Below are 16,441 nucleotides of genomic sequence, written 5' to 3' on the forward strand. Positions count from 1 at the left end.
TTTTGCTTTTCAGGGGTCCCGACCGGCTTTCGGCAGGGTCATGACGGCGGTTTCGCCGGGGTGGACTTCGATCCGCAGCAGGGGACCGTCCACCGCACCGCCGCCGTCGATCCGGATGTCGTAAAGCCCCGCCGGGACCGGGATCGCGGGCGCGCCCACCGTGCCGCGCGCGACGTCGGCCCCGTCCGCGCCGATCACGCGAAAGCCGGGCGCGAGCGCCGCCGCCACCGCCGCGTCAAGCGACGCGGCGTCGCCCGCGTCGAAGAACGCGCCGCCGCCCGCCGCCGCCCAGCGGGCGAAATCCCCCGCAAGCTTCGATCCGTCCAGGTCGAAGCCCACGATGTTCAGCCGCACGTCCACGCCCGCCGCGCGAAGCGCCGCGATCTCGGCCTCGGGGTCGCCGCCGCAGGTTTCTTCGCCGTCGGTAATCAGGATCACGAGCTGCCCCGCGCCCGCGCTCGTTCCCGCCGCTGCGCCCGCCAGATCGCCCGCGACCTCGCGCAGGCTGGCGGCGATGGCGGTCTTTGCCCCGTCCTCGGCCCGGACCGTGTCGATCGCGGCGCGCGCGCCGTCCGCGTCCAGCGGCCCCAGCGGCAGCGCCGCCGTGCTGGCGCAGGATCCCCGCCCGCCGGTCCCGAACACCCGCAGCGCAAAGGGCGCGCCCGCGGGCAGCCTGTCGGCGACGAGGTCGCGCAGGATCGACTTTGCGATCTCGATCCGGGGCGTGCCGTCGATGCGTTGCAGCATGCTGCCCGACGCGTCCAGGATCACCAGCGTCGCGCGGTCGCCGGACAGGCCGGTCGCGCCGGCCGTCCCCTGCGGCGCCACCACCTGCAGCAGCCCCGGACCGGGAAGCGTCGTTTCCGACCGCCACGACACCCGGAACGGCACCGGCCGGCGCAGGATCGCGGTCAGGTCGCGGAACGCCGTGGCGGCGTCGTCGGTGCTGGCGAGGATGCGGTGGAAGCCGCCGTTCAGCGCCGCCCAGTCCTGCATCTGCTGCGCCTGCGCCAGCGCCGCGCGGTCGCGGGTGCCGGTCGGGATCCGCAGCGCAAAGACGCGCGGCCGCGCGGCATCCAGCGCCGCCCACAGCGCGGCCGACCGGGCCGACGGCGACGAGGCGTCGGTGATCAGCACGATCGCGTGCCGCCCGTCCTCGGCCGCAAGCGCGCGCGAGGCGACGATCAGCGCCGCCTCGGCATCGCTGTCGGAATCGCGGTTGGGATAGGCTTGCAGCGCGCCCCACGCCTCGGCGGGGGTGGTGGCGAAGCGGTCCATCAGGGGCCGGCCGTCGTCGCCCGCGTTCGAGGCGCGGAAGGGGACGAAGTTCATCGCCTGCACGCCGGGCGACAGGTTCCCGGCCATGTCGCGGACCGCCGACAGGATCGCGGGCGTATAGGTCGAGACGCTGAGGCTCGTGTCCCACGCGACCACGATGGCATCGGCGGGGCGCGAGATTTCCAGCCGGAACGGCCCTTGCCCCGGCGCGATCGGGGCGGCCTGCCCGCCTGCATCGGGCGTCAGCGGCACCGATGCGCCGGTGCGGTCCGTCAGCGCGACGCGGGCGCCGTCGCCGGTCGCGGCCAGCACCAGCCGCCGGGCATCGGGCGGCGGGTCGATCAGGAACCACGCCGACGGCCGCGCCTGCGAGACCCAGCCGGTCGCCACCGCGCCCGCCGCGATGGCCTCGGCCGCGACGGCGTTGTCGCCGCCCGCATGCCCCCGGGGGTCCTCGTCGGGGTGCATCTGCTCGCGGACGGCCCGCGGCGACAGCGCGCCCCATTCGCCAAGGATCGTGCCGCCGTTCGCCGCGCCGCGATCCTCGATCACCGAGACCGATCCGGGCATCGCGACCCTGCCGTCGCCCCGGTCGGCGGCGAACCTGAGCGCTCGGGCCCAGACCGGCGGGTCCACCGCCAGCGCGCCCGCGCCGTTCGCCGGGTCGAAGGCCATTTCGCCCAGCGGCCGCCACGGGCCCAGCGGCCCGGCCAGGCTCGCCTCGACCGCCAGCCGGGCGATCCGCTGCGCGGGCGGGGCGGCGGGATCGGCGGTCACCACGATCCGCGACAGGGGGGCGGCGCGGCTGTCGTGGAACTGCATGACCCATTCGGGCGCGCCGGACGCGGTCTGGAACACGACCGTGGTGCCCGGCCAGGCGGTGCCTTCGCCGACGAGCGCATAGTCGGTTTCGGACGCGCGGACGACATGCCCGCCGAGGTCGGGCAGGGCGAGATCGCGCGCCTCGGGCAGGGCGGCGGGCGGGGTCAGGACCGACAGCCCGGACAGGGTCGCGGGTTCCGCGCCGCCGTCCCAGCGGTCCAGCGGCACCAGCCGGACGGCGCGGGCGGGCACGGGGCCGGGCACGGAGGCGTCGAACACGACCGGCTGGGGGTTCGTATGCCGGGCCAGCTCGCCGGTCCAGACCGGGACGAAGCCGCCGGTGTCTGCAACCTCGATCCGAAGGCGGCGCAGGCGGCTGCCGGGCGGGGCCAGCGCGGACTGCGTGGCGACCAGCCCCAGGACGGGCAGCGGCGCGTCGCCCGCAAGGTCGATGGCCACCGGCTCGGCCAGCGTCAGGTCCACCGCCGTCCCGTCGATCTGCCCGTCAAACAGCGCCGCCGCCGGGTCGGGGACGACGGCCCCGAACGCCGTCCGCGCCGCGTCGATCGCGCCCAGCAGCGGCGCTGGCAGGGCGGCTGCGGGCGCGGGATCGACGGCGGCTGCCCCGTCCCGCGCCTCGACCCGGCCTTGCGCCACAGCGACGGCCGCGCCCCCGGCGCGGGTCCGTGCGACCGCCCAGGTGATCGCGGCCCCCGGCGCGAGGTAGGGCGGCGCCTCAAGCCTGAACGAGCCGGGCGAGCCGGGCGCGGGCGCGATCCGCCAATCCGCGTCGGACACCCACGGCTCAAGCGTTCCGTCCCGCTGGTCGGGCAGCGCCGCCGTGACGCGCAGGCCCTGCACGCGCGGGTCGTTCGCGGCGACCACGGCCAGCGCCGGGTCGCCGTCGATCCGCACCGCGCCGCCGTCGAACGGGGGCGACAGGGCCAGCGTCACGCGGCCCTCGTCCGCCGACAGGCCGAACCCCTGCAAGGTCAGGTCCAGCCGCCCGGCCGCCACCACGCCGTCCCACCGGGCCACCACCCGCGCCGGATCGACGGGGTCGGGCGCGAAGTCCAGCGTCGCGCCGCCCGCCCCGGTCGCCTGCGCGATCTCGCCCACGGGCGCTGTGGCGGCGGGCGCATCGACGGTCAGCGCGACGCGGTGGGGCGCCGCCAGGTCCAGCCCGAAGCGGTCGAGATCGCCGCCGTGATCCAGCCGGAACCGCATGGCCAGCGTGCCGTCGGCTTGGGTCATGGCGGCAAGCTCCGTCGCGTCGAGCGCGGCGTCGTTCGGCTCTCGCTCCTCGTCGGGGCCGGGCGGGGTGGCGGGGACGATGTCGACCGTCCACGGCCCCGCGCCCTGCAGTTCCAGCAGGTGCCGCCCCGGCGCGAGGGCCAGCCGCGGCAGTTCCGCGCCCGGCGCACCCGGCGCGCCCGTCGCCGCGGCGACGCTGGCGCCGGTGGCGTCCAGCAGGTCCATGTCGATCTGCCCCGGCCCGGTCGCGCGGATCGTCCACCAGCCGATCGCGCCGGTGGCGTCGGCGGGCAGGTCCAGCGCGACGTAATCGCGGTCCCCCGGCGACAGCGTGCCGCGCAGCGGTTGTCCGGGTGCGACCGGGCTGGGGTGACCGTCGCGGTCGTTGGGCTCGGCCTCGGTCCCCGCCGGCAACGGCGGGGCGGGGTCCAGCGTCACGGTGTAGCGGTCGGCCGGCCCCAGGTTGCCGCGCAGCGCGACCCCGTAGCGGCCCGGCGGCAGCGCATAGGGGCCTAGCCGCAGCGAGCCGGTGCCCGTCACCGTGTCTGCCAGCGCCACGCCGTCCGCGTCGGTGATCGTCAGGTCGATCGGGCGGGGCGAGCGGCTGTCCACCGCGATGACGACCTGCCCGTCGCCAGGCGCCACGTCAAAGGCGAAGCTGTCGATGTCCCAGTCGCTGCCCGGCGCGACCAGCCGCCCGCCAAGGCTTTGCCCGGTCGTCAGGTCGTGCGCCCGGGCAAGGTCGAAGTCGGGCTCGGCCACGACCTCGTCGCCGCCGCCGTCCGCCGCTTGGGCCGACAGGATCACCGGCGCGCCGGCCGACAGCCCGCGCAGGTTCACGCGGTAGTCGCCGGGCGCAAGCCGCAGGTCGGCGCTGGTGGCGACCCCGTCGGCGGGCGCCCCGGCGAGGGTCAGCAGATAGGTCCCGTCCGGGCCGTAGACCTCGGCCGAGACGTTCTCGCCGATCGCCGCCTGCAACCCCAGGTCCCAAAGCGCAGCCGCGGCGTCAGGTGTCAGGGTCCACGCGAACCCGACCGTGTCGCCGGTGCCGTCCAGCCGGGTGCGAAAGGCGTCGGTGGCGGTAGCGGTTGCGCTGGAGGTGGCGGCCGCAGGGTCCGGCGCGGGCGGCAGCGGCGCGCCGCCTTCGGCATAGGCGCGCCAGCGCATCGGCTCGCCCGCCGCCGCCACGCCGAGAAACCAGCGCCCCGGCCCCAGCAGCAAGTGCGGGCTGACGGCAAGCCCGGTCGCGGGGTCGGCATCGCCCTTCCACGCGATCTCGGCGCTGGCGTCGGGCAGGGTGCGGACCAGCTGCACGTTCCCCACCGCGCCCGGCAACGTCTCGAGCCGGATGGTCCACAGGCCTGCCCGGTCCACGTCCCAGCCGATCATGTCCTGGTCGTCGGCGGTGGCGTTGCCGCGCGCGCAGATGTCGCCTGTGCCTGCGCGGGTGGCCAGTTCCGGCGTCTGGTTCGGCTCGGCCTCGGCGATGCAAGCCGCCGCCGCCGGTTCCGCCGCGAAAGACAACGCAAGTCCGACCGCGATGGGGATGAGCCCTCGCATCACGTTTCAGGTCTTGTCCAGCGAGCAGGCCTTGGTCGCAAGCTCCAGCTCGCGCCGCTTCTTCTCGGCCGCGTCCTCGGCTTCGATCACGGCGCGGGTGTACTTGACGATCGCGGTGGCGACCTCGCCGCCCGATCCCGACAGGGCCAGCGCAAGCGCCACCGGCGCAAGCAGGCGGGCGACCTTGCCGTGGATGCTGGCGAAGTAACCGGCGTTGCGGCACGCCTCCTGGTCCAGCTTGGCTTCCTCGGCCATCGCCTGGCGGCCGCCGTCGGCGAACAGGTCCTCGACGACCGCGTGGCGGGGATCGACGCTCCACCAGGCGAGGTCGCGTTCGGTCGGGGCGTCGGGGGCCAGCAGGATGCGGCCCCGCGACAGTTCGGCGGTGGCGCGCGCGTGGGCATCGGGCGACAGGGGGCCGGTGGTGGCGGCGTCGTCGATGACGCGGGCGGGGCCGCGGGCGCGGGCGGCGGACCACACGGCGACGGCGTCGGGGCGGGGGGCGGCAGCGGCGAAATCGTCGGCGCCCAGCTGCAACGACAGCCGTTCGGCCAGGACCGAGGCGACCGCCCATGCCGCCGCAGCGGATGCCGGGTCCTCGGTGCCGGTCGCAGGTTCGACGCCGCGCAGCATCTGGGTCCGCAGCGCGAGGCCGGGGGTCGCGTCCGCTGCGTCCGCGCCGCCTTGCCCGACCGGCATTGTCGCGGTCCAGAAGGTGGACAGAAGGCCCAGCGTCCGGGGCTTCGGCACGGCCGTCCCCGACAGTTCGGCGAAGAGCGCCCGGCGCAGCCCGTCGAAGCCCGCCATCGCGCCGCCCGACTGGCGTAACGCCGCCTCGATCCCGCCCGAGGACAGGACGAACTCGGCAGGGGCCGCGTCGAAGGAAGCCGGGTTGGAGGAAGCCGGGTCGGCCATGGTGCCGTCCAGCGGCACGAAGGTCACGATCTGCAGGAAATCGGTGTGGATGCCGTTCGCGTCGGCAAGCGGTCCGGCGGCCGGGTCGCGGTCGATCAGCGCGAAGCTTTGGCTGGGGCCGGGTCCGGCCGGGCCGTCCAGCCGCACGGTCAGGTCGAGACGGCGCAGGGTGTCGGGGATCGCGGGCGCGGAACCCGTGCCGGCCGCGGGTTCCAGCGACGGATCGGCGCTCAGCGCGGCCGCCGCCTCGCCCAGCGATCCGGTGATCGTGTCGGCGATCTCGGGCCCGGCCGAGGGCGGGCGGGGCAGGCGCAGGCTGTCGCCCCACGCGGTTTCCGCCCCCGCGATCAGGACCGGCGTATAATCCTGTGCGCCCGGCGCGGCCCCCGCATCGGGGGGCGTCATCCCCCAGCCTTCGGCAAAGGCCAGCACCGCGTCGGACACCAGCGGCACGTCGGCCGCCAGAAGCCGGCGCGGCGGCAGGGTGCCGCCCGCGCCGTCGCCTTCGGTCGCGAGCAGGGTCAGGTGCAGCATCGGCGTCAGCGTAGCGGGCAGGTCGTGGCCGGTCTCGTAGGCGGTGCAGGCGGCGATATCGAACCCGCCGCCGCGCAAGGGATCGAGCGGGGTCCACGCCTCGCCGTCCCGCACCTCGACGGTGACGAAGGGGGTGGCTGATAGGGCCAGGGGCGCGGTGCCGAAATCAGGCGAGGCGGCGCGGATGTCGGCGGCCAGCGCATCTGCCTCGGCCCGTCCCTCGGTCACGGCTGCGGACCAGACCGTGGCCAGGCGATCCAGAACCGCGCGCCCGTCGTCGGGCAGGTCGGGCAGGGCCGAGGCGGCGGCGATCGCCTGCGACATCGTCTGCGCGGGCCGGGGATCGGGCCGGTCCATCGCCGCGCCCGCCGCCCGCGCCGTGGCCGCATCGGGCGCGCAGATGCCGAAGCGGGTCTGCGCCACGGGGTCGCCCGCCACGATCAGCGCCGCCAGAAGCCGCGCCATGTCGGGCGCGCTGCCGCGCCGGGCGGCGAGCGTCGCCTGCGGATCGCGCAGCGCCGCGCCGTGGGGCAGGGGGGCGATGTCGCGGGCCACCGCCGCCGCGATGGCGCGCGCGGCATCCAGGCCGGTCGCGCCGCCTGCCGCATCCGCCGCATAGGCTTGCAGCGGGTCGCCGGGGGCGCCCGCACCCGTGCCCGCATCGCCGCCCGCGACCCCGGCACCCGCGGGCCGCCCCAGCCGCTCCAGCGCCAGCCGTGCCGGGGGATAGCCGTCATCGGCGGCCCAGCCGTAATACCGCTCGGCCGCCGCCATCTCACCCGCCCGTTCCAGCGTGCGGGCATACTGGTGCAGCAGCCGGGCCACGCTGTCGTCAAGGTCGAGTGCGGCGGCACAGGCGTCCCGCGCCTGCGGCTGGATCGCGGCAAGGGAGACGGTCGGGTCGGCGGCAAGGCGGTCGCAATCTTCGACCGGGCTGGCCTCGACCGGGCCAGCCGCGACTGGCGCGGCGAGGCCGAGGAACGCGGTCGCAAGCGCGGACAGGAACGCGATCGGCAGAACGGACCGCATGGAACCCTCGCGGACGATAGGGGGCGCAGCGTCGTGGATAGCAGTCGTGGATGGCAGTCGTATCGGGCGCAATTGACGCCACGATCCGCCTGCGCCGTCGTTCACGCAACAGGAATCTGGCGGCCGAACCCAGCCGACCGGCCCCCGCGCGGCGGAACCCGCACCCGGCGGCGGCGGTTGCCCGTGATGACACAGTCCGACCTTCTGCAACCGGGGTGGAGCAGTCGTTTCCAGACGGTGAACGGCGTCAACCTGCACGTGGTCGAGGCGGGTCCGACCACCGGTCGCCCGGTGATCCTGCTGCACGGGTTCCCCGAGTTCTGGTGGGCGTGGCGCAGGCAGATCCAGCCGCTGGCGGATGCGGGCTTTCGCGTCATCGTGCCGGACATGCGCGGCTACAACCTCAGCGAGGCGCCGGGCGCGCTGCGCGACTATCACCTCGACACGCTGGCCTGCGACGTGACGGCGCTCGGCTCGGCAATGGGGCTCGACCGCTTCGACCTCGTGGCCCACGACTGGGGCGGGGTCGTCGCGTGGCGAGTCGCGGCCCGCGATCCCCACCGCGTGCGTCGGCTGGTGGTGATGGACGCGCCCCATCCCGACATCTTCGCCGGGCAGATCCTGCGCCATCCGGGGCAGGCGCTTCGCAGCACCTACGCGATGTTCTTCCAGCTGCCGTGGCTGCCCGAGGCGGCGCTGTCGGCCTTTGACTTCGCCGGGCTGCGCCGGATGATGACGGGCACCGCGCGTCCCGGCGTCTTCAGCCGCGCCGACATGGACCACTATGTCGAGGCGTGGGAGCGGCCGGGCCGGTTCACGGCGATGCTGAACTATTACCGCGCGCTGCGGGAACGGCACCCGGGCCGCCCGGACCGGATCGCGGTGCCGACGCTGATCCTGTGGGGCAGCCGCGACAGCGCGCTGGCGGTCCACGTCGCCCGCGCGAGTCTCGGGCAGTGCGACGCGGGCCGGCTTGAGGTGATCGAGGGCGCGACCCACTGGGTGCAGCACGAGGAGCCGGCGCGCGTTCTTGACCTGACGCTCGCGCATCTGCGCGCGGGCTGAGGCCGCGGGGGATAAAGACGCCGGGTCAGGCGCGCCGTTGCACCGGGCGCGCGGGGTTGCCCGCGACCGTCGCGCCGGGGGCCACGTCGCGGGTCACGACAGCGCCCGCGCCAATGATCGCGCCGTCCCCCACCGTGACGCCGGGCAGGACGATCGCCGCCGCGCCGATCCAGACATCCGCGCCGATCCTGATCGGGCGCCCGGATTCGACGCCCGCCGCGCGGCGGGCCGGGTCGCGCGGGTGGTCGGCGGTCAGCACCTGCACCGCCGGTCCGATCTGCGTGCGCGCGCCGACCCGGATCTCGGCCACGTCCAGAAACACGCAGTTGTAGTTCAGGAAGCACCCCGGCTCGAAATGGATGTGGCGGCCGAAATCGACGAAGAACGGCGGCCGGATCACCGCGCCGTTCCAAGTGCCCAGCAGTTCGGTCAGCACCGCCCGCCGCGCGTCGTCCACCGGCCCGTCCACCGACCCGGCGAGTTGCTGTGCCAGCCGCTGGGCGCGGGCGCGCATCGCGACCAGTTCCGGGTCGCTCGCGTCGTAGTCGAGGCCCGCGATCATCCGGTCGTACTGCCGGTCGTGCTGGCGGTCATCCTGCCGGCCATCCTGCCGGTCGTGCTGGCTCGTCGTCGTCTCGGTCATCCGCATGGTCCTTTCGGCCGCCCCGCCCGCGCCAAGCTTGCGCCGCCGCGGGGGCCGGGGCAACATGCCGGCGGTCAACGCCGGAATCCTTGCCATGCTGGTCGTCCTGAACCGTCGGATCCTGGTGGCGGCGGCGCTTGCCGTCGTCGCGGTCCTGTATGCGCGCCATCTTGGCCCGGTGCTGCTGCCGTTCGTGCTGGGCGCGGCGCTGGCCTATTTCCTCGACCCGCTGGCCGACCGGCTGGAACGGATGCGGCTGTCGCGCGCGGGCGCGGTCGGGATCATCGTGCTTGCGATGATGTCGCTGATCGCGGCGGCGGTGCTGCTGCTTCTGCCGACGCTCCTGGGCCAGATCCGGCAGGCGGTCGAGGCGCTGCCGAACGCGGTCCGCAACGGCTTCGACCTGCTGATGGCGCGCTTTCCCGAGATGATGGAAGACGGCGGCTTCCTGCGCCAGATCCTGTCCGAGGTGACCGAGCGCATCCGCCAAAGCGCGCTCGCGATGCTGGGAGGCACGCTCAGCACCGTCATCAGCGCGGTGACGGCGGGGTTCCTGTTCGTGGCGACGATCACCGTCACGATCTACCTGCTTTACGACTGGGACCGGCTGGTGCGGGGCGTGGACCGGCGGCTGCCGCACCGCCACGCGCCGATGGTCCGGCGGGTCGCGGGCGACATCGACGACGTGCTGACCGGGTTCGTGCGCGGGCAGGTGATCGTCGGCGCGTTGCTCGCCACGTTCTATTCCACGATCCTGATGGCCATCGGCCTCAACTACGGGCTGCTGATCGGGCTGGCGGCGGGGATCCTGAACTTCATCCCCTACCTGGGCTCGTTCTCGGGCTTCATCCTGGCGACCGGGGTGGCGCTGGTGCAGTTCTGGGGCGACTGGGGCCGGGTCGCGCTGGTGGGCGTCATCTTCGTCGCCGGCCAGATCATCGAGGGCAACATCGTCACCCCCCGGATCGTGGGCGATTCCGTCAAGCTGCATCCGGTGTGGATGCTGCTGGCGCTGGCCAGCGGCGGGGCGCTGTTCGGGTTCGCGGGGCTGCTGCTCGCCGTGCCGGTGGCGGCGTCGCTAGGGGTGATCGTGCGCTATGTCGATGCGCTGTACCTGGTCAAGCTGCGCCGCGAGGCGCGCGAGCGGGGCGAGGCCGGGGCCGCCGCCGGGGCGGACGCTGCGGCCGACGGCGGGGCCGTGTGGCAGTCGCCGCTGAAGCGGCGGACGCGGCGGCGGCGCTGATGGGGCGGTCACCCGGCTGACCCGATCGTTCCGCGGTACACGTCATCTTGTTGGTCCGTTCCCCGGAACGGGCGCGGCCGCACGGCGTTCGACAGCGAAACGCTGACCGAAAGGCCCTGTCCATGCCCGCAGACGATAAGACCGATCCCGTCGCCCCGCCCTACCGTTCCGGCGCGATCAAGGACCCGCGGCTGCCGCTGAACCCCTATTCCGACGACGAGCAGCCCTGGCCGGGGCTGGCGGGCAAGATGGACCCGCAGCCCGACCATGGCGAGACGAGCTACAAGGGCCACGACCGGCTCGCGGGCAAGCGCGCGCTGGTCACCGGCGGCGACAGTGGCATCGGCCGCGCGGCGGCCATCGCCTTTGCCCGTGAAGGCGCCGACGTGGCGATCTGCTTTCACCCCGACGAGGAACCCGACGCCCGCGCCGTGATCGAGCTGATCGAGGCCGAGGGCCGGCGCGCCGTGTCCCTGCCCGCCGACCTTCGCGACGAGGCGGCGGCGCGCAAGGTCGTCGACGACGCCGTGGCCCAGCTTGGCGGGATCGAGGTGCTGGTCCTGAACGCCGGCCGCCAGCAAACCCAGGACTCCATCGCCGACATCACGTCGGACGCGTTCGACGCCACGATGAAGACCAACATCTACGCCCCGTTCTGGATGACGCAACAGGCGTTGCCGTCGATGAAGAAGGGCGCGTCGATCATCGTCACCTCGTCGGTGCAGGCGTTCTCGCCCTCGGCGCACCTGCTCGACTATGCGATGACCAAGGCGGCCGACCGTGCCTTCGCGCAGGCGCTGGCCAAGCAGCTGGCCCCCAAGGGCATCCGCGTGAACGCCGTGGCGCCCGGGCCGTTCTGGACTGCGCTGCAGGTGTCAGGCGGGCAGCCCAAGAAGAAACTGCCCGAGTTCGGGTCCGACAGCCCGATGGGCCGCGCGGGCCAGCCGGTCGAGATCGCGCCCGTCTATGTCCTGCTGGCGAGCGACGAGGCGAGCTACATCACCGGCGAGGTCTATGCCGCGACGGGCGGCAGCGGCACCTGAGCCGCGCAGCCGGTCGCCCGGGCATTGCCGCCCGGCGCAGGCCACGCGAGCGCGCCCGGCGTCCAGGCGCGCTCGCCCCCCCCTTCTACCCCCGCGGGCGGCGATATGACGCGGGCCTCCGGGCTGGACAACGGGGCCCCGCAACCGCACTCTTTTCCCGACCGGAAAAGGTGCGAGGACGATGCTTGAACAGCTTGACGCCGTGCTGCTGGCTCGCCTGCAGTTCGCCTTCACGATGTCATTCCACATCGTGTTCCCGTCCTTCACCATCGGCCTTGCAAGCTTCATCGCGGTGCTCGAGACGCTGTGGCTCATCACCAACCGCGAGGTTTACCACAACCTGCTGAAATACTGGATGCGGGTGTTCGCCATCGCCTTCGGGATGGGCGTCGTGTCGGGCATCGTCATGTCCTACCAGTTCGGCACCAACTGGTCGCGGTTCAGCGAGCTTGCGGGGCCGGTGGTCGGGCCGCTGATGGCATACGAGGTGATGACGGCGTTCTTCCTTGAGGCCGGGTTCCTGGGCGTCATGCTGTTCGGGACCGACCGCGTCGGGCGCGGCCTGCACGCATTCGCCACCTACGCGGTCGCGGTGGGCACGCTGATCTCGGCGTTCTGGATCCTGTCGGTCAACAGCTGGATGCAGACCCCGCAAGGCCACATCGTGGACGAGACGGGCCGGATCCTGCCGGGCGACTGGTGGGCGATCATCTTCAACCCCTCGCTGCCCTACCGGCTGGTCCACATGGTGCTGGCCGCCTATCTCACCACCGCGCTGGTGGTGGGGGCCTGCGCCGCGTGGCACATGCTGCGCCGCCGCGCGCAGGACGAAAGCCGCGTCATGTTCTCGATGGCGATGTGGATGCTGCTGCTGGTCGCGCCGATCCAGATCTTCGCGGGCGACCAGCACGGGCTGAACACGCTGGAACACCAGCCGGGCAAGGTCATGGCGATGGAGGGGCATTTCGAAAGCCATCCCGACGGCGCGCCGCTGTACCTGTTCGGCCTGCCCAACATGGAAACCGGGACGCTGGACCACGCGATCGGCATCCCCAGGCTCGGCTCGCTGATCCTCAAGCACGACATGAACGCGCCGATGGCGGGGCTGGACAGCGTGCCGCGCGAGATGTGGCCGCCGGTGCCGGTGGTGTTCTGGTCGTTCCGGCTGATGGTCGGGATCGGGCTTGCGATGCTGGCACTGGGGCTCTTCAGCGGCCTCGCGCGGCTGAAAGGCAGGCTTTACGACTGGCGCTGGCTGCACCGCGCGGCGTTCGTGATGGGCCCGGCCGGGTTCGTGGCGGTCCTTGCCGGCTGGGTCACGACCGAGGTCGGGCGACAGCCCTTCGTCGTCTACGGCGTTCTGCGCACGGCGGACGCGGTGTCGCCGGTCGCGGCGCCCGCCGTCGGCGCGTCGCTGCTGGCCTTCATCGCCGTCTATACGGCGGTGTTCATGGCCGGCACGCTTTACATGCTGCGGATCATGGCCCGCCCGCCCCACGACCACGAGCCGGGTCCGTCGCGCGACGTGCCGCAGCGCGCCGCCGGGATCACGCCCGGCGGGGCGATGGCCGCGACGGGCGCGCCAGGCGACGCGAAAGGGGGCCGCCGATGAACGGGCTGATGCCGATGGACATGACCACGGTGATGGGCTTCATCGTCGTGTTCTCGATCTTCCTCTATGTCGTCATGGACGGCTTCGACCTTGGCCTTGCGATGCTGTTTCCCCTGGCGCGCCGGGACGACCGCAACACCATGATCAACACCATCGCCCCGGTCTGGGACGGGAACGAGACGTGGCTCGTCCTGGGCGGCGGGGCGGTGATGGCGGCGTTCCCGACCGCGTACGCGATCCTGCTGCCCGCGCTTTACGCGCCGATCATGATCATGCTGCTGGGCCTGGTGTTCCGGGGCGTCGCGTTCGAGTTCCGGTTCCGCAGCGCGCGCCGGGCGCGGCTTTGGGACGCGGGCTTCGTCGGCGGGTCGGTCGCGGCGTCGTTCATGCAGGGCGTGGCGCTGGGCGCGGTCCTGCAGGGCGTGACGGTGGTCGACCGCCAGTACGCGGGCGGCTGGTTCGAGTGGCTGACCCCGTTCTCGGTCCTGTGCGGGGTCAGCGTGATCGTGGCCTACATGCTGCTGGGCGCGTGCTGGCTCATCATGAAGACCGAAGGGCACCTGCGCGACGGCGCTTATCGCTGGGCGCGGCTGCTGCTGGTGGCGGTGCTGGCCGCGATCGTGCTGGTCAGCCTGGCCACGCCGTTCCTGCTGGGCACCTACTGGGACCGCTGGTTCGCGTGGCCGACGATGGCCTTGACCGCGCCGGTGCCGGTCCTCGTCGCGCTGGTCGCGCTGGCGCTGGTCCGCACGCTGGCGGCGCGGCGCGACTACTGGCCGTTCCCGCTGGCGCTGGCGCTGTTCGCGCTGTGCTTCCTGGGGCTGGGGGTGTCGGTCTATCCCTACATCGTGCCCGGATCGCTGACCATCTGGCAGGCCGCCGCGCCCGAAAAGAGCCAGGCGTTCTTCATCGTGGGCGTGGTGCTGCTGATCCCGGTGATCCTGGTCTATACCGGCTATTCCTACTGGGTGTTCCGCGGCAAGGTCGGCGCGGACGCGGGCTATCACTGATGGGGCGCAAGCTGGCCTGGTTCGTGGCGCTGTACCTGGCGGGGCTGGGGACGATCACGGTGGTGGCGGCGGTGCTGCGGTTCTGGATCGGGGCGTGACCGCCCGAGGCCCCCGCGCCATGCCCCACCCCAAATCCCAAGCCGCGCCGCATTGACGCCCGGCGCCCGCGGGCGCACACCCGTCGCGAACCGCGAACAGGACCGCGCAAGGACCAGGGGCCGCCGCCATGACCATCCAACTTTACCAGCACGACCTGCCCGACGGCCTGGACCTCGGCCCGGTCGTTGCCATAGACACCGAGACGATGGGCCTCGATCCGCGCCGCGACCGGCTGTGCCTCGTGCAGTTGTCGTCAGGCGACGGGAACGCGCATCTGGTCCAGATCGGGCAGGGCCAGCGCGCGGCGCCGAACCTGACCCGCCTGCTGGCCGACCCGGCCGTCGAAAAGCTGTTCCACTTTGGCCGCTTCGACATCGCGGCCATGTATCAGGCGTTCGGGGTGCTGACCGCGCCGGTCTGGTGCACCAAGATCGCGTCCAAGATGATCCGCACCTTCACCGACCGGCACGGGCTGAAATACCTGCTGAACGACCTCGTCGGCGTGGACGTGTCCAAGCAGCAGCAGACCAGCGACTGGGGGGCCGAGGTGCTGACCGACGCGCAGCGGGAATACGCGGCCTCGGACGTGCTTCACCTCCACGCGCTCAAGGCGCAGCTGGAACTGCGGCTCGTGCGCGAGGGGCGGCTGGCGCTGGCGCAAGCGTGCTTCGACTTTCTGCCCACGCGCGCCCGGCTGGACCTGATGGGCTGGGGGGATGACAACGACATCTTCCGCCACTAGGTCAGGCGGATGACCAGTTACCTCGACACCGCCCGCCGGGTGATCCGCACCGAAGCCGATGCGCTCGCCCTTCTGGAACAGTCGCTCGGCGCCCCGTTCGAGGCGGCGGTGGGCGTGATCCTTGCCGCCACCGGGCGCGTGGTCGTGTCGGGCATGGGCAAGTCGGGCCATGTCGGGCGCAAGATCGCGGCGACGCTGGCCAGCACCGGCACGCCCGCGCAGTTCGTCCACCCGGCCGAGGCGTCGCACGGCGACCTTGGCATGGTGACCCGCGGCGACGTGGCGCTGGTCCTGTCCAACAGCGGCGAGACGCCTGAAATCGCCGATATCGTGGCCCACACCCGCCGCTTCGCGATCCCCCTGATCGGCGTCGCGGGGCGCGAGGGGTCCACCCTGCTGCGCCAGTCCGACGTGGCGCTGCTGCTGCCGCAGGCGCCCGAGGCGTGCGGCACCGGCATCGTGCCCACCAGTTCCACCACCATGACGCTGGCGCTTGGCGACGCGCTGGCCGTGGCGCTGATGGAACATCGCCGCTTCACGCCCGAACATTTCCGCACCTTCCACCCCGGCGGCAAGCTGGGGGCGCGGCTGGCGACCGTGGCCGACCTGATGCACGCCGAGATGCCGCTGGTCGCCGAGGCGACCCCCATGACCGAGGCGCTGCTGACCATCAGCCGCACCGGCTTCGGCGTCACCGGCGTCGCGGACGCCGATGGCCGCCTGGCCGGCATCATCACCGACGGCGACCTGCGCCGGCACATGGACGGGCTGTTGGGTCATTCCGCGGCCGAGGTGATGACCCGCGACCCGCGCACCATCTCGCCCGACGCGCTGGCCGAGGCGGCGCTGGCGCAGATGCAGGACAGCAAGATCACCACGCTTTTCGCCGTGCGCGAGGGGCGGCCGGTCGGCATCCTGCACATCCACGACTGCCTGCGCGCCGGGATCGCCTGATGCGCAGCGCGGGCCGCCTGCGCAGCCGGGTCGTCCGCGCGCTGCGGGTCCTGCTGCCGCTGGCGGCGCTGGGCGTCCTGTCGATGCTGTTCCTGCTGGCGCGCAGCCCCTCGCCCGAGACGGCGATCCCGTATGTCGAAGGGGACGGCGCCGACCTTGCGCGCCGCACCGGGATGACCGCGCCGCGCTTCGCGGGCGTCAGCGCCGACGGCGCGCGCGTCACGCTGAGCGCCGCGCGCGCCGATCCCGCCGGCACTGACGGCCGGGCCGAGGATCTGGCGCTGGAATGGCAGGCCGACGGCGTGACCGCGCGCGTCCGCGCCGGGTCGGGCGCGGTCGAAGGCGGGCTGATCCGGCTGGACGGCGGGGCCGAGATGACCACCTCGACCGGGTGGACGCTGAGCGCGCCGGGGTTCGCCGCCGACACCGCGGCGGGCCGCATCACCTCGCCCGGCGCGGTGCGCGTGACCGCGCCTTTCGGCACGCTCGACGCGGGCGGCATGGACCTTGCCCGCGCCGAAAACGGCGATCACGTTCTTGATTTGAAGGGCCGGGTGCGTCTGCTATATCGCCCCTGACCGGGGCCTGACCCCGCGCCCGACCCCTGTCGCCGACCCGAGCCTCACCCGTTCCCGACC

Annotated in this window: 12 protein-coding genes; 9 read left to right on the forward strand and 3 right to left on the reverse strand. The window is 73.4% G+C overall.

Annotated features, from left to right (window positions below; genetic code table 11):
- Nucleotides 1–9: 9 nt before the first annotated feature.
- Together FNF32_RS10980 and FNF32_RS10985 are read right to left on the reverse strand one after the other, a co-directional pair.
- Nucleotides 10–4,914: a VWA domain-containing protein gene (locus tag FNF32_RS10980; RefSeq protein WP_131675049.1), complete on the reverse strand. Its 4,905-nt coding sequence runs from the start codon at nucleotides 4,912–4,914 to the stop codon at nucleotides 10–12.
- 6 nt (nucleotides 4,915–4,920) lie between these two features.
- Nucleotides 4,921–7,392: a hypothetical protein gene (locus FNF32_RS10985; protein ID WP_143796635.1), complete on the reverse strand. Its 2,472-nt coding sequence runs from the start codon at nucleotides 7,390–7,392 to the stop codon at nucleotides 4,921–4,923.
- A 186-nt stretch (nucleotides 7,393–7,578) separates the two neighbouring features.
- Between FNF32_RS10985 and FNF32_RS10990 the strand changes: the two genes are divergently transcribed.
- Nucleotides 7,579–8,457: an alpha/beta fold hydrolase gene (locus tag FNF32_RS10990; protein WP_131675271.1), complete on the forward strand. Its 879-nt coding sequence runs from the start codon at nucleotides 7,579–7,581 to the stop codon at nucleotides 8,455–8,457.
- Nucleotides 8,458–8,482: 25 nt separating this feature from the next.
- Here FNF32_RS10990 and FNF32_RS10995 read toward each other — a convergent pair whose 3' ends face one another.
- The gene (locus tag FNF32_RS10995; RefSeq protein WP_131675273.1) at nucleotides 8,483–9,019 is read right to left on the reverse strand and encodes a sugar O-acetyltransferase; all 537 of its coding nucleotides are present in this window, start codon (nucleotides 9,017–9,019) and stop codon (nucleotides 8,483–8,485) included.
- Between the two features lie 145 nt (nucleotides 9,020–9,164).
- On the opposite strand from FNF32_RS10995, the gene FNF32_RS11000 reads away from it, so the two are divergent.
- From FNF32_RS11000 to FNF32_RS11030, 8 genes are all read left to right on the forward strand, one after another.
- Complete coding sequence (locus FNF32_RS11000; RefSeq protein WP_185961935.1) at nucleotides 9,165–10,343, forward strand: AI-2E family transporter; 1,179 nt, start codon at nucleotides 9,165–9,167, stop codon at nucleotides 10,341–10,343.
- Between the two features lie 122 nt (nucleotides 10,344–10,465).
- Complete coding sequence (locus tag FNF32_RS11005; RefSeq protein ID WP_131675269.1) at nucleotides 10,466–11,386, forward strand: SDR family oxidoreductase; 921 nt, start codon at nucleotides 10,466–10,468, stop codon at nucleotides 11,384–11,386.
- Between the two features lie 181 nt (nucleotides 11,387–11,567).
- Nucleotides 11,568–12,998: a cytochrome ubiquinol oxidase subunit I gene (locus FNF32_RS11010; protein ID WP_131675268.1), complete on the forward strand. Its 1,431-nt coding sequence runs from the start codon at nucleotides 11,568–11,570 to the stop codon at nucleotides 12,996–12,998.
- A gap of 5 nt (nucleotides 12,999–13,003) precedes the next feature.
- A complete protein-coding gene (gene cydB / locus FNF32_RS11015) occupies nucleotides 13,004–14,008 on the forward strand; it encodes a cytochrome d ubiquinol oxidase subunit II (protein ID WP_281285673.1) in 1,005 nt (334 codons plus the stop codon).
- Nucleotides 14,008–14,106 carry a DUF2474 domain-containing protein gene (locus FNF32_RS15455; protein ID WP_221930701.1) on the forward strand — a complete coding sequence of 33 codons (99 nt, stop codon included), beginning with the start codon at nucleotides 14,008–14,010 and terminating at the stop codon, nucleotides 14,104–14,106. Before cydB ends, FNF32_RS15455 begins: the two co-directional genes overlap by 1 nt.
- A 128-nt stretch (nucleotides 14,107–14,234) precedes the next feature.
- Nucleotides 14,235–14,849, forward strand: coding sequence for a ribonuclease D (locus FNF32_RS11020; protein ID WP_131675266.1), 615 nt, complete (start codon nucleotides 14,235–14,237; stop codon nucleotides 14,847–14,849).
- A gap of 9 nt (nucleotides 14,850–14,858) precedes the next feature.
- Nucleotides 14,859–15,803 (forward strand): KpsF/GutQ family sugar-phosphate isomerase, encoded by a 945-nt coding sequence (locus FNF32_RS11025; protein ID WP_131675265.1) that lies wholly within the window; start codon nucleotides 14,859–14,861, stop codon nucleotides 15,801–15,803.
- Complete coding sequence (locus FNF32_RS11030; protein ID WP_131675264.1) at nucleotides 15,803–16,381, forward strand: hypothetical protein; 579 nt, start codon at nucleotides 15,803–15,805, stop codon at nucleotides 16,379–16,381. The genes FNF32_RS11025 and FNF32_RS11030 overlap by 1 nt, the downstream gene beginning before the upstream one ends.
- Nucleotides 16,382–16,441: the final 60 nt, after the last annotated feature.

The organism is Paracoccus marinus (assembly GCF_007018965.1).
Taxonomy (GTDB): Bacteria; Pseudomonadota; Alphaproteobacteria; order Rhodobacterales; family Rhodobacteraceae; genus Paracoccus; species Paracoccus marinus.